At 71.1% G+C, this 20,454-nt stretch carries 17 protein-coding genes; 8 read left to right on the top strand and 9 right to left on the bottom strand.

All coding sequences use genetic code 11. From position 1 onward, the window contains the following. Nucleotides 1-10 precede the first annotated feature (10 nt). Complete coding sequence (locus IEZ08_RS03595; RefSeq protein WP_189241672.1) at nt 11-976, top strand: AraC family transcriptional regulator; 966 nt, start codon at nt 11-13, stop codon at nt 974-976. Here IEZ08_RS03595 and IEZ08_RS03590 read toward each other — a convergent pair. The 3 genes from IEZ08_RS03590 to IEZ08_RS03580 are packed head-to-tail and all read right to left on the bottom strand — an operon-like array spanning nt 963 to nt 4,792. Continuing rightward, a complete protein-coding gene (locus tag IEZ08_RS03590) occupies nt 963-2,462 on the bottom strand; it encodes an AMP-binding protein (RefSeq protein ID WP_068925187.1) in 1,500 nt (499 codons plus the stop codon). The genes IEZ08_RS03595 and IEZ08_RS03590 overlap by 14 nt on opposite strands. 12 nt (nt 2,463-2,474) lie before the next feature. Beyond that, complete coding sequence (locus IEZ08_RS03585; protein WP_068925189.1) at nt 2,475-3,542, bottom strand: acyl-CoA dehydrogenase family protein; 1,068 nt, start codon at nt 3,540-3,542, stop codon at nt 2,475-2,477. Continuing rightward, entirely contained in the window at nt 3,539-4,792 is a 1,254-nt protein-coding gene (locus IEZ08_RS03580) for an acyl-CoA dehydrogenase family protein (RefSeq protein WP_068925191.1), read from the bottom strand. The genes IEZ08_RS03585 and IEZ08_RS03580 overlap by 4 nt, the downstream gene beginning before the upstream one ends. A 235-nt stretch (nt 4,793-5,027) precedes the next feature. On the opposite strand from IEZ08_RS03580, the gene IEZ08_RS03575 reads away from it, so the two are divergent. Then, nucleotides 5,028-6,143, top strand: a complete 1,116-nt coding sequence (locus IEZ08_RS03575) for a sensor histidine kinase (RefSeq protein ID WP_068925193.1) — start codon at nt 5,028-5,030, stop codon at nt 6,141-6,143. On the opposite strand, the gene IEZ08_RS03570 is transcribed toward IEZ08_RS03575, so the two are convergent. Then, nucleotides 6,108-6,968, bottom strand: a complete 861-nt coding sequence (locus tag IEZ08_RS03570; RefSeq protein WP_176728567.1) for a DMT family transporter — start codon at nt 6,966-6,968, stop codon at nt 6,108-6,110. The two genes, IEZ08_RS03575 and IEZ08_RS03570, sit on opposite strands and share 36 nt — an antisense overlap. A 321-nt stretch (nt 6,969-7,289) precedes the next feature. On the opposite strand from IEZ08_RS03570, the gene IEZ08_RS03565 reads away from it, so the two are divergent. Next, nucleotides 7,290-8,282, top strand: coding sequence for an AurF N-oxygenase family protein (locus IEZ08_RS03565; protein WP_189241671.1), 993 nt, complete (start codon nt 7,290-7,292; stop codon nt 8,280-8,282). Continuing rightward, the gene (locus IEZ08_RS03560) at nt 8,279-9,124 is read left to right on the top strand and encodes an SDR family NAD(P)-dependent oxidoreductase (RefSeq protein WP_189241670.1); all 846 of its coding nucleotides are present in this window, start codon (nt 8,279-8,281) and stop codon (nt 9,122-9,124) included. The genes IEZ08_RS03565 and IEZ08_RS03560 overlap by 4 nt, the downstream gene beginning before the upstream one ends. A 109-nt stretch (nt 9,125-9,233) precedes the next feature. On the opposite strand, the gene IEZ08_RS03555 is transcribed toward IEZ08_RS03560, so the two are convergent. The 4 genes from IEZ08_RS03555 to IEZ08_RS03540 form a co-directional block, all read right to left on the bottom strand. Continuing rightward, the gene (locus IEZ08_RS03555) at nt 9,234-10,622 is read right to left on the bottom strand and encodes a glycoside hydrolase family 5 protein (protein ID WP_068925200.1); all 1,389 of its coding nucleotides are present in this window, start codon (nt 10,620-10,622) and stop codon (nt 9,234-9,236) included. A 4-nt stretch (nt 10,623-10,626) separates the two neighbouring features. Then, nucleotides 10,627-11,577, bottom strand: coding sequence for a carbohydrate ABC transporter permease (locus IEZ08_RS03550; protein ID WP_189241669.1), 951 nt, complete (start codon nt 11,575-11,577; stop codon nt 10,627-10,629). Further along, entirely contained in the window at nt 11,574-12,578 is a 1,005-nt protein-coding gene (locus IEZ08_RS03545) for a carbohydrate ABC transporter permease (RefSeq protein ID WP_189241668.1), read from the bottom strand. Before IEZ08_RS03545 ends, IEZ08_RS03550 begins: the two co-directional genes overlap by 4 nt. Before the next feature lie 72 nt (nt 12,579-12,650). Next, the gene (locus IEZ08_RS03540; RefSeq protein ID WP_229802892.1) at nt 12,651-13,916 is read right to left on the bottom strand and encodes an extracellular solute-binding protein; all 1,266 of its coding nucleotides are present in this window, start codon (nt 13,914-13,916) and stop codon (nt 12,651-12,653) included. Nucleotides 13,917-14,070: 154 nt separating this feature from the next. Between IEZ08_RS03540 and IEZ08_RS03535 the strand changes: the two genes are divergently transcribed. The 3 genes from IEZ08_RS03535 to IEZ08_RS03525 all read left to right on the top strand — a co-directional run bounded on the left by IEZ08_RS03535 (nt 14,071) and on the right by IEZ08_RS03525 (nt 17,951). Continuing rightward, nucleotides 14,071-15,126 carry a LacI family DNA-binding transcriptional regulator gene (locus IEZ08_RS03535; RefSeq protein ID WP_268249313.1) on the top strand — a complete coding sequence of 352 codons (1,056 nt, stop codon included), beginning with the start codon at nt 14,071-14,073 and terminating at the stop codon, nt 15,124-15,126. A 74-nt stretch (nt 15,127-15,200) separates the two neighbouring features. Then, nucleotides 15,201-15,437 (top strand): hypothetical protein, encoded by a 237-nt coding sequence (locus IEZ08_RS03530; RefSeq protein ID WP_068925208.1) that lies wholly within the window; start codon nt 15,201-15,203, stop codon nt 15,435-15,437. A 204-nt stretch (nt 15,438-15,641) separates the two neighbouring features. Further along, nucleotides 15,642-17,951, top strand: a complete 2,310-nt coding sequence (locus IEZ08_RS03525; protein WP_275424730.1) for a chitinase C-terminal domain-containing protein — start codon at nt 15,642-15,644, stop codon at nt 17,949-17,951. A gap of 139 nt (nt 17,952-18,090) precedes the next feature. Here the strand turns inward: IEZ08_RS03525 and IEZ08_RS03520 are convergent, their stop codons facing one another. Beyond that, entirely contained in the window at nt 18,091-19,281 is a 1,191-nt protein-coding gene (locus IEZ08_RS03520) for an MFS transporter (RefSeq protein ID WP_189241665.1), read from the bottom strand. A 180-nt stretch (nt 19,282-19,461) separates the two neighbouring features. On the opposite strand from IEZ08_RS03520, the gene IEZ08_RS03515 reads away from it, so the two are divergent. Beyond that, nucleotides 19,462-20,352 carry a LysR family transcriptional regulator gene (locus IEZ08_RS03515; RefSeq protein WP_189241664.1) on the top strand — a complete coding sequence of 297 codons (891 nt, stop codon included), beginning with the start codon at nt 19,462-19,464 and terminating at the stop codon, nt 20,350-20,352. Nucleotides 20,353-20,454 lie beyond the last annotated feature (102 nt).

The following is a 20,454-nucleotide window of genomic DNA, read 5'->3' as shown; positions in this document are numbered from 1 at the left end:
GGTGAGTGAGATGGACGCGTTGACGGGGCTCCTGGACGGGCCGCGAGCCCGGGAGGCGTTCCTGCTGCGGGCGATGATGGCGCCCCCGTGGTCGGTGCGGATCGAGGACCGGGCCCCGCTCTCCCTGACGGCCGTGGTTCGCGGTGAGGCGTGGGTGATCCCCGACCGGGGCGAGGCGGTACGGCTCCGCCCCGGCGACATCGCGATCACCCGCGGCCCCGCCCCCTGCACGTTCGCCGACGACCCGGCCACCCCGCCGCAGGTCGTGGTCCATCCCGGGCAGCGCTGCACCACCCCCGGGGGGCAGGAGCTGTCGGAGGCGATGGACCTGGGCGTGCGGACCTGGGGCAACGACCCGGACGGCCCGATGGTGATGCTCGTCGGCACCTACCAGCCGCACTCCGAGATCAGCCGGCGGCTGCTGCGGGCGCTGCCCGCGCTGCTGGTCCTGCCCGGCGAGTCCCTGGGCAGCCCGCTCGTCCCGCTGCTCGGCGAGGAGATCCTCAGGGAGGAGCCCGGCCAGGAGGTCGTCCTGGACCGGTTGCTGGACCTGCTGCTCATCTCCGTCCTGCGGACCTGGTTCTCCCGTCCCGAGGCCGAGGCCCCGGCCTGGTACCACGCGCTCGGCGACCCGGTGGTGGGACGGGCGCTCCGGCTGCTCCACGCCCACCCCGGACGGCCCTGGACGGTGGCCGGGCTGGCCGCCGAGGTGGGCGTCTCCCGGGCGGCGCTGGCGCGCTCCTTCACCGAGCTGGTCGGCGAGCCGCCCATGGCGTACCTGACGGACTGGCGGCTGACGCTCGCCGCCGACCTGCTGCGCGGCTCCGACGCCACGGTCGGCGCCGTGGCCGCGCGGGTCGGGTACGGCAGCGCCTTCGCCCTCAGCACCGCCTTCAAGCGGGTGCGCGGGATCAGCCCGCAGGAGCACCGCAGGAAGGCGCGTGCCGAGGACGCCGAGGCCGTCAGTCGGTCGTGAGGCCCTCCCCGGCGGCCGTGGCACCCTCCCCGGCGGACAGGTACTCCTCCCGGACCCTGGAGCGGGAGAGCTTCCCGGTGGGGGTGCGGGGCAGCTCGTCACGGAACTCGATCACGCGTGGGTGCTTGAACCGGGCGATGCGCGGTTCGAGGTGCTCCAGCAGCTCCCCGGCCGACGGCCGGGTGCCGGGGGCCGTCTGGACGAGGGCGACGACCTTGTGCCCCCACTCGGTGTCGGGCACGCCGATCACCGCCGCGTCCGTCACCGCCGGGTGCTCCAGCAGCGCCGCCTCGATCTCGGCGGGGTAGATGTTCACCCCGCCGGAGATGATCAGGTCGGTGCGGCGGTCGCACAGGAACAGGTAGCCGTCCTTGTCGAGGTAGCCGATGTCGCCCGGGGTGTACCACTCCCCGCGCATGCTGGCGGCCGTCTTGGCGGGGTCCCTGTGGTACTCGAAGCCGCCGATGCCCGACTTGACGTAGATCATGCCGGGCTCGCCGGGCGGCAGGTCCTCACCGTTCTCGTCGAGGATCCTGGCCTCGAAGGTCGGGACCGGGCGGCCGACGGTGCCGGGGCGCTCCAGCCACTCCTGCGGCTTGACGGCGAAGGCGATGGCGGACTCGGTGGAGCCGTAGTACTCGTACAGGACCGGGCCCCACCAGTCCATGATCCCCTGCTTGACCGCCACCGGGCAGGCGGCGGCGGTGTGGATCACCTGCCGGAGCGACGACACGTCGTAGCGCTCGCGGACCTCGGGCGGGAGCCGCAGCATCCGGTGGAACATGGTCGGCACCATCATGGCGTTGGTGACCCGGTGGCGCTCGATCAGCTCCAGGATCGTCTCCGGCTCGAACTTCGGCGCTATCACCAGCGTGTGTCCCAGGTGCAGGGCGAAGATGGTGTGCGCGCTCGGGGAGGAGTGGTACATCGGCGAGGTGACCAGGTGGACCTCGTCGCCGGGCTTCAGGTCGCAGACCTCGCCGAAGAACCAGGTGTAGAGGGGGACGGTCTCCTCCGGCGCGGTGTCCGACAGCGGCCGGCGCACCCCCTTGGGGAAGCCGGTGGTGCCCGAGGTGTACCACATGACGGCGCCGGACGTCCGGTCCCCGGGCTCGGTGTCCGGCTGCCCCTCGGCCAGGGCCGCGGCCCCGCCCGACTCGGGGGTGACGGTGATCCGGGCCCCGCTGTCGTCGACGATGTAGCCGATCTCCCGCTCGGTCAGGTGCCAGTTGATCGGCACGTAGTACAGCCCGATCTGCCCGGTGGCCATCAGCATGGTCACCGCGTCGATCCCGTTGGGCAGCACGCCCGCGACCGCGTCCCCCTTCGTCAGGCCCCGCGCCCGCAGCCCGTGCGAGACCCGGTTCACCCGGGCGAGCAGCTCGCCGTACGTCGTCACCGTGCCGTCGGTGTCGATCACCGCCCGGCGGTCCGGATCGGCCTGGGCGATCCGGTAGAAGCCGGGCAGCCCGCTGATGTCGGCCATGGGTCGTCTCCTCTACAGCTCCAGCAGGTCGGCGAGGCGGGCCCGGTGCGTCCGCGGCGGCCCGAGGAGGACCTCGTCCGCCTTGGCCCGCTTGTAGAACAGGTGGGCGTCGTGTTCCCAGGTGAAGCCGATGCCGCCGTGCAGCAGCAGGCTGTCGCGGGCCACCTCGAAGCAGGCCCGGCCCAGGTAGACCTGGGCGAGCGCGGCGGCCGCGGGCAGCTCCCCGGGAGCCTCGTCGGCGGTCCAGGCCGCGTACCGGACGATCGACTCGGCCTGCTCCAGCTTGCAGTGCATGTCGGCGAGCTTGTGCTTGACCCCCTGGTAGGAGCCGATGAGCCGGTTGAAGGCCACCCGGACCTTGCTGTAGGCGACGATCGCGTCCAGCGCGGCCCGCAGCACGCCGAGCTGCTCGGCCGCCACCGCCACGGCGAGCAGGTCCCGGGTGCGGGCCAGGCCGTTCTCGTCGCCCTCGGAGATCACCCGGCCCGGCGCGCCGTCGAAGGTCACCCCGGCCTGGCCGCGGGTGGGGTCGAGGGTGGTGAGCGCCCGCCGGGTGACGCCTTCGGCGCCGGGCTCCACCGCCACCAGCGCCCCGTCCGCGGTCTCGACCAGCAGCACGTCGGCGTCCATGCCGTTGATCACCTGCGGTGCGGTCCCGCGCAGCACGGCCCGGCCGTCCCCGCCCGCGGCGTCGACGCCGACGCCGGAGGCCGGGACGTAGACGGCGTTCAGGCGTCCCTCGGCGATGCCGGAGAGCAGTTCCTTGTCGGGCGTGCGGGCCTGGGTGAGCGCGATGGCGGCGGCCGTGGTGGCCAGGAACGGCCCCGGCAGGAGCGCCGCCCCGGTCTCCTCCAGGACCACGGCGAGCTCGGCGTATCCGGCCCCGGCCCCGCCGTACTCCTCGGGGACGATCAGGCCGGTGAGCCCGAGCTCTCCGGCCAGCCTCCGGTAGACGGCCGGGTCGTGGCCGGCCTCGGAGTCCATCGCGGTCCGTACGGCGGACAGCGGCGAGGCCGCGGCGAGGAAGCCGCGGACGGCCTCGCGCAGTTCCCGCTGCTCCGCGGTGAGCACGAGCTTCATGCGAGCCTCCCGTCCCCGGCGGAGGTCTCCCCGCTCGTCCTCAGGTCCTTGAACGGCACGTTCTTGTCGGTGCGCGGCTCGGGCGGGAGGTTCAGCACCCGCTCGCCGACGATGTTGCGCATGATCTCGTTGGTCCCGCCGCCCAGGGCCATCCCGGGGGCCATCGCGATCGCGTTCGCCAGCCGGGCGCCCGCGCTCCCGCCGACCTCCCCGGTGCCGCCGCCCCCGCCCGGGTAGGCCACGGCCTCCGGCCCGGCCAGCGAGGTGGCCAGGTCGGCCTGGAAGAGGGTCAGCTCGGCCAGCAGCAGCTTGGCCGCGCTGCCCCGGGCCCCGGGGAAGATCCCCGCCTTGGTCTCCTGGGCGAGCCGCTGGTTGAACAGGGCCAGCGCGCGGGAGCGCACGTAGAGCTCGACGAGCTGGTCCCTGACCAGGGGGTCGGTGGCGCCGCCCGGGCCGGCGTAGGCGGCGCGCAGCGCCTCGAAGGCGGCCGGGTTGTCCTTCTGCCCGCCCATGCCGACGCCGCTGGAGATCGACAGGCGCTCGTGCAGCAGGGTCGTGACCGCGCAGCTCCAGCCGTCGCCGACCTTGCCGACCACGTTCTCCGCCGGGATGTGCACGCCGTCGAAGAAGATCTCGTTGAAGTGGGCGCGGCCGCTCATGTCCCGCAGCGGCCGGACCGTGACGCCGGGGGCGTGCATGTCCACGATGAACATGGTCAGGCCCTTGTGCTTGGGCACGTCCACGTCGGTGCGGGCCAGCAGCAGGCCCAGGTCGGCGTGGTGGGCGACGGAGGTCCAGACCTTCTGGCCGTCGACCACCCAGCCGCCGTCGGTGGGGACCGCCCGGGTCTGCAGCGCCGCGACGTCGCTGCCGGCGCCGGGCTCGGAGAAGAGCTGGCACCAGATCTCCTCCCCGCGCAGCAGCGGCCGGATGTACCGCCGCCGCTGCTCGTCGGTGCCCAGGTCGACCAGGGTGGGCCCGCACATGCCCAGGCCGATGGAGAACACGTAGGTCGGCAGGACGAAGTCCTGGGCCTCGGCGGCGAAGGCGCGGTCCTCGGCCTGGGTCAGGCCCTGACCTCCCCACTCGCGGGGCCAGGTGATGCCGGAGTAGCCCGCGTCGTACAGCTTCACCATGAATTCCTTCGCGGCGGCCACGCCGCCCGCGTCGGGTGCGCCCTCGGCCCTGGTGTCCGGGGCGTTCTCCGCCAGCCAGGACCTGGCCGCACGGCGGTACTCGTCGAGATCCATGCCCGCTCCAATCAGTGCTCACTTACTCTAACCAGCGGGCGATCAGCCGTACAGAGCATCGCTCTACACGAGAAGCGGATGCGATCTTTGCCCTTACTTGGCCATGTATCGCCAGGAAAAGGCAATCAATCTGCCTGATGCGATCGTCTGAGAGCCTGCCCCCGGAGCTCCGCCGAAGGATTCCCGTCGCGCGGCGGGGCCCGGCGGAGTCCGCGGGCAGGCTCCTATCCGGGGGGTGAAGATCGGCGTGCCCGCACGGCGCTCGTGGTCTGTCCGGACCCGGCTCACGCTGATCGCCGTCACCACGGCCGCCCTGTCCGACACCGCCGTCACGGCGGTGGCGCTGTACTTCCTGCACGACCTCGCGGACGCCTACTACCCCGGTGAGCCGGTCCCCTGGTACGTCCACCCCGGGCTGTTCGCCTTCCTAGTGGGCATGTCCCTGCTGGGCGTGGTGTTCGCCGGGGTCAGCGCCTACCGTACGGTGGCCTTCGCGCTGCTCCCGGTGAACGCGATCACGAGCGAGCTCACGGAGATCACCTCGACCGATCTCGGCCGCCGGGTGCCGGTCCCGGAGGCCCGGGACGAGATCAGGGAGCTGGCCCAGACGATCAATCAGGCCCTGGACCGCCTGGAGCAGGCGGTGGAGCGCCAGCGCAGGTTCGCCTCCGACGCCTCCCACGACCTGCGCAGCCCGCTGACCGCCATGCGCGCCCAGGTCGAGGAGGCGCTGCACTATCCCGAGGACGTCGACTGGGGACCCAAGGCGCAGGCCATGCTCGCCAGCCTGGACCGGCTCCAGGCGATCGTGGCCGACCTGCTGACGCTCGCCAAGCTCGACGCCGCCGCGCCCTCCGCCCGGGAGCGGATCGACCTGGGCCGGATGGTCGCCGACGAGCTGGACCGCCGCGAGCGCCGGGTCACGGTGGTCCGGAGGCTGGAGCCCCGCGTGACGGTGGCCGGCGACCCGCTCCAGCTGGCCCGGCTGCTGACCAACCTGATGGACAACGCCGAACGGCACGCGGCCTCCACCATCATGGTGAGCGTCTCGGCCCACGAGGGCAAAGCCGTGCTGGAGGTGCTGGACGACGGGGCCGGGATCGCCCCCGCCCAGCGGGAGGTGGTCTTCGCCCGGTTCACCCGGCTGGACGCCGCCCGCGCCCGGGACGCCGGGGGCACCGGGCTGGGCCTGCCCATCGCCAGGGAGATCGCCCAGGCCCACGGCGGGAGCCTGGTCGTGGAGGACAGCTCCCGGGGCGCGCGCTTCGTGCTGCGCATCCCGCTGGCCCGCCGGGCGAGCGACCCCGGCCGGCCGTCAGGACGGCCCCCGGGCCGAGCGGCCGCCGGGTAGCACGGTCAGCAGCATCGCCGTGGCGATCAGCGCGCCCCCGAGCAGGACCGCCCAGGTGAGCGCCTCGCCGTACACGACGGCGGCCAGGGCGGTCACCCAGAGCGGCTGGGCCGACAGGATCACCGCCGCGGGCGCCGGGGGGACGTGGACCTGGCCGAAGGAGCGGGCCAGGAAACCCAGGGCGCAGGCGACGATCGACAGGTGGCCGAGGATCGTCCAGTCGGCGGGGGTCGCGGGGAGGGTGATCCCGTCCGGGACGGCGAGGATGCCCGTCATGACGGCGATGACGCCGAGCTGGATCACCGCGACCGCGTAGGCGTCCTGGCGGGCCCGTTCGAAGGAGCCCAGCACCAGGGTGTGCGCGGAGTACAGGATCGCGGACAACAGGGTCAGGACCAGCGCGGGGAGGGAGATGTCCGTCTCCCCGCCCCCGCGCAGGAGGGTGAACGCGGTCATCGCGGCCGTCGCCAGCGCGACCGCCGTCCAGGTCCGGCCCGAGAGCCTGGCCCCCAGCAGGATCAGCCCGAGGACCGGGGTGATCACCACATAGGACCCGACGGTGAAGCCCGAGACCGGCGACGGCAGGTCGTGCAGCGCCACCGCCTGGGCGGTCTGTCCCACGCCGAACAGCAGGCCGAGCAGGATCCCGGTGATCCAGGTCTGCTCCGGCAGCCCCCGCAGACAGCGTGGGCGGAGTAAGAACAACGCCAGCGTCGCCACCCCGTACCGCTCCGCGAGCAGATCGGCCACGGGGATGCGGTCGATCAGATCTTTCATCAGCGGGAAGGCCGACCCCCAGGCGGCGCTGACGAACAACAGAAGCACGGCTCCCACCAGGGGTCGGGGAGCGGCCACCACTGTCACAAGGGAAGGGTCGCATCACCTCGGGTAAGCAACTGCTGACCCGGACGTCGGGGAGTGGACTGTATACAACCCTGAGTTAAGGACGTCCCTCCGACATGAGAGACCTTCATCCCAGCGGGGTCGCCGGGACGCCGTCGAGGACCGTACGGGACACCGTCGAGGACCGCAGGGGACGCCGCGCACTCCGGCAAGCGTGAGGCACCTCACACCCCCGGAAGGGCTTCCCGCACTATTGGATTCTCCGTACAATTACGGAGCAGGACATCCGATGGGAGTGCAGCGATGACACCCGCTCCGAGCACAACCGCAGACAGAGAGAACGACCAGCAGGTCGTGGAGAAGCGCGCCTACGAGGCGGTCATCGAGCGTCTCTCCAAGGCCTCCGTCGACAAGCACTGGGAGCCCTACGTCGACATCCCCTGGGACGACCCGGACTTCCAGGTCCGCCAGGACGACCCGCGCTGGGAGCTGCCCGGGGTCGACAAGCTGGGCGGCCATCCGTGGTACCGGGCCCAGCCCCCCGAGGTCCGGGCCAAGATCGGGCTGTGGCGGGTGGCGACCGCCATGAAGATCGGCCTGCAGTTCGAGAACCTGCTCAAGCGCGGCCTGCTCAACTACGCCTACCGGCTGCCGAACGGCTCCCCCGAGTTCCGCTACGTCTACCACGAGACCATCGAAGAGGGACATCACGGGATGATGTTCCAGGAGTTCGTGAACCGTACGAAGCTCCCGATCAAGGGCATGCCCGGGCCGCTCAGCGTGCTCGCCCAGATCACCCCGTGGATCCCGCTGATCTCCACCGAGCTGTTCTTCATCTTCGTGCTCGGCGGCGAAGACCCGATCGACCACGTGCAGCGCAAGACCCTCAGGGAAGGTCAGATCAAGCACCCGCTTGAGGAGACCATCATGCGCATCCACATCGCGGAGGAGGCCAGGCACATCTCCTTCGCGCGGCACTACCTGCGCCGCCGGGTCCCGCGCATGCCGCGCCACCGCCGCTTCCTGCTGGGGATCGTCTCGCCGATCGTCCTGGGCATCATGGCCCGGATCATGCTCTCGCCCCCCGGATCCATGATCAGGGCGTTCCGCATCCCGGAGCAGGTGGTCAAGGACGTCTACACCGACAATCCCGAGGCCTCCGCGCAGATCCGCGACTCGGTGAGCAAGACCCGCGAGCTCTGCGCCGAACTGGGCATGATGAACGCTCTCCAGCGCAGGATCTGGAAGATCATGGGCATCTACGACGACCCCCCTGCGAAGAGAGCGGCGCGGTGAGCGAATCATCTGACGGACCGTCCGGCGGCGGCACGGCCCGCCCCGGCGCCAGGACGGCGATCGTGACGGGGGGCGCATCCGGCATCGGCCGGGCCGTCTGCCGCGAGCTGAGCCGGCGCGGCGTGCACGTCGTGGCCGCCGACATCGACGCCGCCGGGGCCGAGCGCACGGCCAAGGAGTTCGGCTGCGCGAGCGCCGGACTCGACGTCACCGACGCGCGGGCCGTACGGGATCTCGTCCACCGGGTCAGGGACGAGCGGGGGCGGCTGGACTTCGTGTTCAACAACGCCGGGATCGCGGTCGGCGGCACCGCCGACGAGCTCACCCTCGACCACTGGAACCGGACGATCGACGTGAACCTGCGCGGCGTCGTCCACGGCGTGCACGCCGCCTACCCGATCATGGTGGAGCAGGGCCGCGGCCACATCGTCAACACCGCCTCACTGGCCGGGCTGACCCCCGCTCCCCTGATGCTGCCGTACACCGCGACCAAGCACGCGGTGGTCGGGCTCTCGCTCGCGCTGCGGGCCGAGGCGCGAGCGCACGGCGTGCGGGTGAGCGTGGTCTGCCCCGGTTTCACCGACACCCCGCTGCTGGACCACGCCAACCCCGGCCTGCCGCAGACCGCCACGGGCGCCGGTGCCCGCGAGTCGGCGACCAGGACGATGGGGCGGCTCTACTCCGTCGACTCCCTGGCCGGGGACATCATGCGGGGCGTCGCGCGCAACCGGGCGCTCATCGTCGCCCCGGCCTCGGGACGGCTGGCCTGGCGCGGGGTACGGCTCTCGCCCGCCGCGGCGGTCCGCGTGGCCGCCCTCGCCGTGCGGCGGCTGCGCGGCTGAGTCCCGCCGGGCCCTTCCGCCGGTGGGCGGCGGGTGCCCCGGCGAGCAGCGGACGGCCGCCCGGGATCCATGTCGGGTTGCCTCCCGGGCGGCCGTCCGTCCCCCGCTCTCAGCGCCCTCCGGAGGCTCCCAAGTTTCCGGAGAGCAGCTCGATCAGGGGTTCGCGGCGGACGCAGGCCGACAGTGCGAACGAGTCGGCCAGCGCCAGCAGTTCCTCGTCGGACAGCCCTTTGAACAGGGCTGCGTACTCGGGCAGCAGCGCCTGCGCGATGAGGATGTGCCGGATCAGGTCGTCGGTCTGGTAGCGGGCACCCCAGGGGTAGGGGTCCCATCCGGGGAACTCGGTCTCCACCAGCCGGTGCAACGGCGCCAGGACGTCGGACGACTCCTCCATGGTGGAGCCCCACCGGTCGGCGCCCAGGCGCGCCTTCTTGGCGATGAACGCCCCGAAGCGCTCCATGTACGGCCCGGCCGGGTCCGCGGTCACCAGGCCCTGGAGCCCGACGTCCTTGTAGGTCCACAACGACCAGCCGGCCCCGTGCGCGTCGTAGATCTCCAGCTGGTCGCGGAGGATCTGGTAGCGCTGCTCGTCGACCGCCGGGTCACCGGTGTAGACGGGGCCGAACTCCCCCACCCACAGCGGCGTGCCGGTCTGGCGCTGGAAGACGGTGCGCCGCTCGAAGGTCCGCTCCAGCTGGGCCCGGTCCACCCACTCGCCCCGGGTGTGGCCGGGATACGGCCCGCCGTGCGCGAAGCCCGCCAGTGCGTAGTCGTGGCAGACGAAGACGGTGTTCTCGTAGAGCTCGCGGAAGACCGAGAAGTCGGTGGAGTAGGTGTTGCCGTCGAGGAAGAGCACGTGGTGCGGGTCGGCGGCGCGCACCGCCTTGACCAGCCGGTCGTAGAACGGGCCGACCACGCGCCCGGTGGGGTCGCCGGGTTCGTTGACCGGGTTGTACCCGGCCACCCAGGGGTTGTCCTTGTAGCGGTCGGCGATCACCTCCCAGAGCCGGACCACCCGGTCCTGGAAGTGGCGGTGCCGCCAGAAGGAGGCTACGTGCGTGGGATTGTCGGAGTGCCAGTGCTGGTTCTGCGAGCCCGGCACCGCGTGCAGGTCGATCACGCTGTAGACGCCGTGCCGGCCGAGCAGGTCGATCACCCGGTCCAGATGGCGGAAGCCGCGCTCGATGGTCTCGAAGGGCCGGTCGTCGGACTCGAAGTGACGGTAGTTGACCGGGATCCGCACGCAGTTCATGCCGATCTCGCTCAGGAGGGCCGCGTCGGACTCGCCGAAGAACGACGTCAGCAGCCGGTCGAAGAACAGCTCGGCGCGTTCCTCCCCGATCGCCTCCGCCACGGCCTCGCGCATCGCCGATTCGTTCGCGGGGTAGCCGGTGATGAAGTTCTCCATGTTCATCCAGCCCCCGAGGCCCACTCCGCGCAGCCGTACCGGGGTGCCGTCGGCGGCGACGAGGTGGTTTCCGGACACATGCAGGGTCACGCGTTCATCCCTTCGTAGCTCCAGCGGTCAGTCCGCTGATCAGGTGGCGTTCGGCGACCGCGTAGAAGGCCAGCGCGGGCACCATCGCCAGGACGACGTAGGCGAGGGTTCGGGCGACGTCGGTGGAGTACTGTCCCTGGAACTGCTGGACGCCCAGCGGGATGGTCCACCAGTCGGGGTCGTTGAACACCGCCAGCGGCAGGAAGAAGTTGTTCCAGCTGGCGACGATCGCCAGGACCGAGACGGTGGCGAGGGCGGGGCGGGCCATCGGCAGCAGGACGCGCCAGAAGACGCCGAACGGCGTGCAGCCGTCGATGACGGCGGCCTCCTCCACCTCGCGCGGGACCGCGGCGAAGAACCCGCGCAGGATGATGATCGTCATCGGCAGGCCGAACGCGGCCTGGACCAGGATCACCCCCAGCGGGTTGTCGAGCAGCCCGAAGGCGCGCATCAGGACGAACAGCGGCAGGATCGCCACCGCGAAGGGGAACATCAGCCCGGCCGTGAAGATCGTGAACAGTACCTCCCGGCCCCGGAACGCGAAGCGCGCGAACGCGAACGCGGCCATCGCCGACAGGCCCACGACGAGCACCGTGGTGGCCAGCGCGATCAGGACGCTGTTGCCGACCTGCCGCCAGAAGGAGGCGGAGCCGAGCACCTCGGTGTAGTTCTCCGGATGCCACGGCGCGGGCAGTCCGAAGGGGTTGGCGGCCAGCTGGGCGTTGTCCTTGAACCCGCCGATCAGGCCGAACAGCAGGGGGGCGAGGATGAACACGGCCAGGGTCACGGCCAGCAGGTGCAGGGAGATCCCCTTGGCGCGCGACGGCCCGGCGGGACGGCGGCGGTCCGGGCGGCCGTCCGCGCGACGGCGGTCCGGACCGCGGCCGTCCGCCCGGCGGCTCGGCGCGGGGTGCGACGCGGGACCCGGCGCGGGGTTCGAGACGGGGCTGCTCATCGGTGGTCTCCCATCGTCGTCACGGCGCCCCGGGTGTCCCGCCGCATGACGAAGCGCAGGTAGGCGAGAGCGAAGATCATGCTGAGGATGAACATCACCACGCTGATCGCGCTGGCGTAGCCGATCTGGGTGCGCTTGAAGCCGAACTGGAACATGGTCACGGCCATCGTCTCGGAGGCGTGGTCGGGCCCCCCGCCGGTGAGCACCCAGACCAGGTCGAAGAGCTGGATCGTGCCGATGACCGAGAGGAAGGCGGCGATGCGGACGGTCGGCCCGAGCAGCGGGAGCGTCACATACCGGAACTGCTTCCAGGCGGTGGCCCCGTCGATGGCGGCGGCCTCACCGAGTTCCCGGGGGATGCCCTGCCGCCCGGCCAGGAACAGGATCATGTAGAAGCCGAAGTACTTCCAGGTCATCACCAGGAACAGGGCGGGCAGGACGGTGGACGGGTCGGCCAGCCAGGCGCGCTCCAGTTCCTCCAGGCCCACCGCGCGCAGGATCTGGTTGGCCAGTCCGGCCTCCGGCGAGAGGATCAGCGAGAACAGGACTCCGGTGATCACCTCGGAGAGGACGTAGGGCGCGAAGAACAGCAGCCGGTAGACCGCCCGGCCGCGCATCCGCTGGTTGAGCAGGAGCGCCAGGCCCAGCGCGAGCGGGAGCTGGATCCCCAGCGACAGGGCGACGATGATCAGGCCGTTCCGCAGGTCGCCGTGGAAGACGTCGCTGGCGAAGAGCCGGGTGAAGTTGTCGAAGCCGATGAAGTCCTCAGGCCATCCGCCCAAGCCGTTCCACCGGAACAGGCTGGTGTAGGCCGCGATCGCGATGGGGGCCAGCACCAGCAGGCCGTACAGCACGAGGGCGGGCAGGAGGAACAGGGCGATGGTCGCCAGGCCCCTGAGCCGGCGGCGGCGCCGGTCCGCGGCCCGCGGGAGACCGGGCCGCGGACCGGCTCCGGCCCGCGTCCGCTTCTCCGGGCGCTCCGTCAACGCCGGATGTGTCATATGCGTTGCTCCGTGTCGGGGGGTGGACGGGCGGGCGGGCCGGGTCGGCCCGCCCGCCTCTGCCGGACGCCGTTACCCTTCGGCCTTGGCCGTCTCGGTGATGGCGGCCGTGACCTGCTCGGGGGTCTTGGAGCCGGCGATGAGCCCGGCCACGCTGTCGTTGATCTCCTGGCCGACCGCGGGCGGGTAGGCCTGGTCCAGGTAGAGCTGGAAGCCGGTCGCCCCGGCCAGCGTGCCGGACACGTTCTTGAGGTTGGCGTCCTTGATCGCTTCCTCGGCGCCGTTCACCGCGGGGAGCCCGGCGCCGGACTCCACGAACTGCTTCTGGTTGTCCACCTGGGTGATGAACTTCAGGAAGTCGACGGCCTCGGCCGGGGCGTCCGCGCTGACCGCGAAGCCGTTGCCGCCGCCGAGCGCCTCGGTGGCCGCGCCCTTGCCGCCGTCGACCGCGGGGAAGGGGAAGAAGCCGAGGTCCTCGCCGATGCCGCCGCCGGCGTCCTTCTGCACGGCCGGGGCCCACTGGCCCATCAGCTCCATCGCGGCCTTGCCGCCGCCCACCGAGGCCGCCTGCCCGTCGGGCGTGCTGTAGCCCGCGTTGAGGAAGCCCTTCTGGAACGGCTGGAGGTCGACGAGCTCCTTGAGTCGCTGCCCCGCCGCGACGAAGTCGGGCCCGCTGAAGTCATGGGTGGTCGCCGCCTGCTTGAGCAGGTCGAGCCCGCCGACGCGCATGGCGAGGTAGGTCCAGTAGTAGTGGCCGGGCCACTTCTCCTTGCCCGCCAGCGCGATGGGGGTGACCCCCGCCGCCTTGAGCTTCCTGACCGTCTCCAGGAAGGCCGACCACGTCGCGGGCGGCTCCGTGATCCCGGCCTTCTCGAAGAGCTTCTTGTTGTACCAGAAGCCCACCATGCCGACGTCGATCGGGACGCCGTACGTCTTGCCGTCGATCTGGTAGGCGGCCAGCGCCGCCGGGGTGAAGTCCGCGATCGCCTTCGCGTCCCCGAGGTCCTTGACGATCCCGGCGTCGAGCTGCTGCTTGAGCACGCCCCCGCCCCAGGTCGTGAAGATGTCGGGGGCACTGGCCGCCGTGGTGACGGTCGCCATCTTGGACTTGAACGCGTCGTTCTCCAGGGCGGTCACCTTGATGGTGACGTTGGGGTTCTTGGCCTGGTATGCCTTGACCCATCCCTCGTAAATCGTCTTGTTGGGCTCAGTGGTCCCGATGTGCCACCAGTCGATGGTGACCTTGCCTCCACCGGCGGAGGCGCCCGCGTCCGGACTGTTGTCAGACCCGCTGCCGCAACCTCCGAGGAGGAGAACGGAGGCCGCCAGTATTGCCACACCTTGCCGACGCAGTGACATCGCCGTCAATCCTTTCCGCGTCGCATGAAAGTTTCGGATAGCCCCCGAATGTTTCATGGCCGAAAGCCTAGGTAAAAATCAGGTGACACGTCAATAGAGTCCGCTGGACAGAGGGGACAAGGCCGAATAACACGTGCATCCCGGGTCCCGAAAGTTTTCGGCTAGACTTCGCCGCATGTCCACCAAACGACGGGTCACGATCGCCCAGATCGCGGAAGAGGCCGGGGTCTCGGTCCCCACGGTGTCCAAGGTCATCAACGGCAGGCCCGAGGTGGCCCCCGAGACCCGCCACCGGGTCGAACGGCTCCTCCACAAGCACGGTTACCAGCGCCGCGTCAGCCAGGACGACGGGCCCGCCGGCCTGGTCGACCTGGTCTTCGCCGAGATCGAGAGCCCGTGGGCCATGGAGATCGTCCGCGGCGCCGAGGACGCGGCCCACGAGGCCGGCGCCAGCGTCGTCATCTCCGTGCTGCACACCCACGCGGGGCCGGGCCGCGACTGGCTGGAACGGCTCGCCGCCCGCCGCACCGACGGAGTGGTGATCGTCGCCTCCAAGCTGTCCACCATGGTGCAGGCCCAGCTCACCGCCCGATCCCTGCCGTTCGTGGTGGTCGACCCCGAGGGCGAGCCCGCGCCCGGCGTCGCCTCGGTCGGCGCGACCAACTGGCACGGCGGCCTGGCCGCCACCCGGCACCTGCTGGAGCTCGGCCACCGGCGCATCGGCATGATCAGCGGGCCCGCCGACATGCTCTGCAGCCAGGCCAGGATCGACGGCTACCGCGCCGCGCTGGAGACCGCCGGGATCGAGGCCGCGCCCGAACTGATCCGCCGCGGCACCTTCCTGGTGGACTCCGGGCACGACCACGGCCACGGCCTACTCTCCCTCGACGACCCGCCCACCGCGATCTTCGCGGGGAGCGACCTGCAGGCCTTCGGCGTCTTCGAGGCGGCCCGCCAGCGCGGGATGCGCGTCCCGCAGGACCTGTCCGTGGTCGGCTTCGACGACCTGCCGCTCTCCCGCTCGGCCTGGCCGCCGCTGACCACCGTCCGCCAGCCACTCCAGGAGATGGCCGCGCTGGCCACCCGGACCGTGCTCGGCATAGGCCGGGGGGAGGCGCCGGAGACCCGGCGGGTGGAGCTGGCCACCGAGCTCATCGTCCGGGAGAGCACCGCCCCGCCCCGGCGCTGACTCCGGGACGCGCGTTTCCCTTTCCACAAAACGGACATAAGCCCCTTTAAATGAAAAATCTCTCGGGGGTTCTCATGAGTTCGAAGTCACGTCAGACGAAGGCGCAGCACCAGCAGCAGAAGGCGGACCCGGTCCGCAAGGGACCCGGCCCGGTGACCTCCGCCCAGCTGCGGGAGGAGAAGGGCCGCAGCGGCCGGGGAGGCGACCAGGGCTCCGGCGGCGCCCGGAGCCAGCGCCAGACGCAGCGCCTGGCCAAGCAGTCGATGCCGCTGCGCCGGGGCCAGCACATGGGGACCAACCGCCAGGGCTGAGGGCGCGAACCCGGGGGGCGCAGAGGTGGCCGGCCCTCTAATTATCAAGAAAGTTTCCTAAAAGAAAGGATTGACGGTCCAGGTCGGAGCGCATAGTTTCACGATCAACAACCCGAACGGGGGCGGGTGGGGTACGTCCGGCGGATTCCGCCGGACATGCCCCGGGCACATCCACGCCTGCTCGTGAAAGGTGGCACACCCCCCGTGTCCTCACGCCTGCGTACCGGCCTCGCAGCGGCCGGCGCGTCCCTCGCGCTCCTCGCCGGAGCGCTCACCGGAGTCCTCTCCGGGACGGCCGCCGCGGCCGTCGACCACGAGACCTGCCGCCCGGACGGCCTCTACACGACACCGGGCCTCGACGTCCCCTTCTGCCTGGCCTACGACGAGAACGGCCGGGAGAAGATGGGGGCCGACCACCCCCGCCGGATCATCGGCTACTTCACCGGGTGGCGCACGGGCAAGAACGGCCAGCCGTCCTACCTGGCCAAGGACATCCCGTGGGACAAGATCACTCACATCAACTACGCGTTCGCGCACGTCGGCAAGGACAACAGGATCTCCGTCGGCGCCGACGGGCCGGGCAACGCGGCCACCGGCATGGAATGGCCCGGCATCGACGCGGCCGACCCCGCGCTGCCGTACAAGGGGCACTTCAACCTGCTCAACAAGCACAAGAAGGCCCACCCCGACGTCAAGACGCTGATCAGCGTCGGCGGCTGGGCCGAGACCGGCGGCTACTTCGACTCCTCCGGCACCCGCGTGGCCTCCGGCGGCTTCTACTCGATGACCACCAACGCCGACGGCTCGGTCAACCAGGCGGGCATCGACGCCTTCGCCGCGTCCACGGTGGACTTCATCAGGAAGTACGGCTTCAACGGCGTCGACATCGACTACGAGTACCCGACCTCGATGAAGGACGCCGGCCACCCGCTGGACTGGCAGCTCGCCAACGCCCGCCGTGGGTCACTGATGAAGGGCTACGTCGCGCTGATGAAGACCCTGCGCGACAGGCTCAACGCCGCCTCCGCGGCCGACGGCAGGTACTACCTGCTGACGATCGCCTCGCCCTCCTCGGGCTACCTGCTGCGCGGCATGGAGACCTTCCAGGTCACCCAGTACCTGGACTACGTCAACATCATGTCCTACGACCTGCACGGCGCCTGGAACGAGTTCGTCGGCCCCAACGCCGCGCTCTACGACGACGGCAAGGACGCCGAGCTGGCCAAGTGGGGCGTCTACACGACCTCCCAGTACGGCGGCATCGGCTACCTGAACACCGACTGGGCCTACCACTACTTCCGCGGCGCCGTGCAGTCCGGCCGGATCAACATCGGCGTGCCGTACTACACGCGCGGCTGGCGCAACGTCACCGGCGGGACCAACGGCCTGTGGGGCAAGGCGGTCGGCTCCAACTGCCCGACCGGCCTGACCACCTGCGGCGACGGCGCGCGCGGCGTCGACAACCTCTGGCACGACCTGGAGAACGACAAGGAGGTCAGCGGCGGCGGCAACCCGCTCTGGCACGCCAAGAACCTCGCCGAGGGCCGCATCGGCTCCTACGCCCCCGTCTACGGCCTCGACCCGGCCGACCCCGAGGACAGGCTGACCGGCACCTACACCGAGCACTACGACCCGACCCTGGTCGCGCCGTGGCTGTGGAACCCGACCAAGAAGGTGTTCCTGTCCACCGAGAACGAGAAGTCGATCGGCGCCAAGATCGACTACGTCAAGGACAAGGGCATCGGCGGCATCATGATCTGGGAGCTGGCCGGCGACTACGACTGGGACGCCGCCAAGGGCGAGTACTTCATGGGCGACACGCTCACGACCTTGATGTACGACAAGCTGAAGACCGCCACGCCGTACGGCGCCACCCGCGCCAAGGTCGCGATCCCGAACGAGAAGCTCGACGTGCGGATCGAGGCGGGCGCCTTCCCGGCCGGTGACAGCAACTACCCGATCAGCCCCAAGCTGACCATCACCAACAAGTCCGCGGTGACGATCCCGGGCGGCGCGGAGTTCCAGTGGGACTACGCCACCGCCGCACCGAACAACGCCAAGGACCAGTCCGGCTTCGGCCTGAAGGTGATCAGCAGCGAGCACTCCACCGCCGGCAACGTCGGCGGCTTGAAGGGCGACTTCCACCGCGTCTCGGTGAAGCTGCCCGCCTGGCAGTCCCTGGCCCCCGGCGCCTCGGTGACCATGGACTACGTCTACTACCTGCCGGTCCCCGGCCCGGCCAACTACACGCTGACCTTCGGCGGCAAGACGTACGGCCTGGCCTTCGAGAACGCCCGCGGCGCCACCGGCCCCGACCCCACCCCGACGCCGACCGTCACCCAGGACCCGGGCGGCACCTGCGCCGACCCCGCCTGGGAGGCCGGCAAGGTCTACACCGGCGGCAACAGGGTCTCGCACAAGGGCCGCACCTGGGAGGCCAAGTGGTGGACCCAGAACAACGAGCCCGGAACCACCGGCGAGTGGGGCGTCTGGAAGGACCTCGGCCCCTGCTGAACCCGGGCTCCCGTAGCCCCACGACTCCCGCTGACTCGGCGTGACGGCCCTCGGACAGCGGAGACAGGACCGCCCGGCCCGGAGACCCCGGGGCCGGGCGGTTCGCTTCCCGGGGTAACCGGCGCGCGTTCCCGCTCGCTCACGCCGCGGTGCGCGGGGCCCGGCGGCGGGTGCCGAGCGTCAGGAGCAGCGAGGCCGCCGTCAGGGCCACGCCGAACCAGACGACGCCGGTGACGCCCAGGTGATCGGCGAACAGCCCGCCGGCAAGCGCTCCGATCGCGATGGAGGTGTTGTACGCCATGGTGTTGAGCGACATCGCGGCCTCGAAGGTGTCGGGCGCGGCGGCCTGGGTCATGTTGACCTGGCACAGCTGCACGACACCGAAGGAGACTCCCCACAGGGCCAGGGAGACGATCGCGCCGGCCTGCCCGTGACCGATCGTGAGCAGTGACAGCAGGGACGCCACGAGCCCCGCACAACCGGCGACGGAGCTGCCCCTCAGATTCCTGTTCACCGTGTATCCGGCGATGAGGTTCCCGGCCGCGCCTCCGACGCCGTAGACCATCAGCACCGCGGTGACGAAGAAGGGCGTGGCGGATGCGCTCTCCTCAAGATAGGGGCGCACGAACGTGTACGCCCCGAAATGGCCGAGCACGAAGAGCACGACGGTCAGCAGCACCGTGCGCAGCCGCGCGTTCCTGAGCGGGAGCAGGAAGACCTCCCGGACCGGGACCGCGTTCGCCGACGGCAGCGACGGGATCACGGCGACGACCGCGAGGAGCACCAGCGCGCTCAGGCCAGCCCAGATGAGGAACGTGGTCCGCCAGTCGGTGAGGCTCTCCAGGACCGTGCCCAGCGGTATGCCGACGACCGCGGCGACCGAGATGCCGGACATCACGACCGCGGCCGCCCTGCTCGCGTGGCGTTCCGGGACCAGGCGCATCGCCATGCTCACGCCTATGGCCCAGAACACGCCGCTGGCGAACCCCATGACGAGCCGCGTCGTCAGGACCAGCGGGTAGTTCGGCGAGACGGCGGTGACGACGTTTCCCAGGGTCAGCACCGCCAGGAGCGCGGACAGCAGGACGCGCCGGTTGACGCGTCTGGTCCAGGCCACGATGAACGGCACGCCCAGCCCGGCCGAGATGCCGTACAGAGTGACCATCAGCCCGGCGGTGCCCACCGATATGCCCAGGCTCGCGCTTACCGGGGTGAGCAGGCCCACGGGCATCAGCTCGGTGGTGAGGAAGACGAAGAGGCTGGCGGTGATCGCGGAAACACCCAGCCATGGTCTGAGGGTTGATTGCGAGCGTGTATCGAGTGTGGCCACTTTTTTCTTTCCGACTGTTCCGGATTGGCAGGGGTCGTGGACGGAGAGAACGGGCTACGGCATTGATCGGCTCCTCTCCGCCCGGAGAGGTTTCCGTCCGCTCCCAAGGGTGCGCGATCATTGATCAATGAGTCCAACACATACTTTTCATCGCGATCGATCGCAATTTATGATGGTTGAATGGAGCTGCAGCAGCTGAGGTACGTCGTCGCGGTCGCGGAGACCCTCAACTTCACCCGGGCGGCCGAGCGCTGCCGGGTGGTGCAGTCGGCGCTCAGTCATCAGATCGCGGCGCTGGAACGGGAGCTCGGCGCCCGGCTGTTCGAGCGCACCAGCCGGCGCGTACGGCTGACGCCCGCCGGAGAGGCGTTCCTGCCCGCGGCCCGGCAGTGCCTGGAGGCCGCGGACCGCGCGCGGGCCGAGGTCGCGGCCGCCGGCGGGGAGATCCGCGGGCGGCTCGCCGTCGGCGCCATCCCCACGGTCGCCGCCGTCGACCTCCCGGTCCTCCTGCGGGACTACCGCCGACGCCACCCCCGGGTGCGCATCACGCTCACCTCTGCGGGCAGCCAGGATCTGATCGAGCGGGTCCGGCGGGGCGGCGTCGACGTCGCGTTCCTCGGCCTGCCGCCCCGGACGGAGCCGAAGGGCGTGCGGAGTCTCCGGCTCGGCGGAGGCGAGCTGGTCGCCGTGGTCGCGCCGGACTACCACCTGGCGGAGCGGGAGGTGGAGCTGCGGAGCCTGGCGGACGAGCCGTTCATCGACTTCCGCGCCGGCACGGCCGGGCGGGCGCAGTCGGACGAGGCCTTCGCGGTCGCGGGGGTGCGACGCGAGGTGCCCTTCGAGGTGTCGTCCGCCGACTTCATGGTCGACCTGGTACGGCAGGGCCTCGGCGTGGGCATGCTGCCGGCCGCGTACGCGCCGCGCTTCCCCGACCTGCGCGTCATCCGCCTCCGCGGTGCTCCCGCGCGGGTGGAGCACCTGGTCTGGGACAACCGGCCGTCCTCGGCGACCAGGGCGTTCCTTGAGCTGGTCGGCGCCGGTCACGCGGGAGGCGTCTCCCCTCCGGAGTGACCGGCCGGGACGTCACGCCCGGCCCCGGTCCGGACGGCGCCCGGGCCCCGCCGGTGGACTCGCCGGAGGGTCCCGCGGTTGCCCGGGTGAGCATCCGGGGTG

The organism is Planobispora rosea, assembly GCF_014648175.1.
Classification (GTDB): Bacteria; Actinomycetota; Actinomycetes; order Streptosporangiales; family Streptosporangiaceae; genus Planobispora; species Planobispora rosea.
The sequence above is the reverse complement of the archived record's forward strand: the minus strand, read 5'-3'. Positions and strand labels throughout refer to the sequence as shown.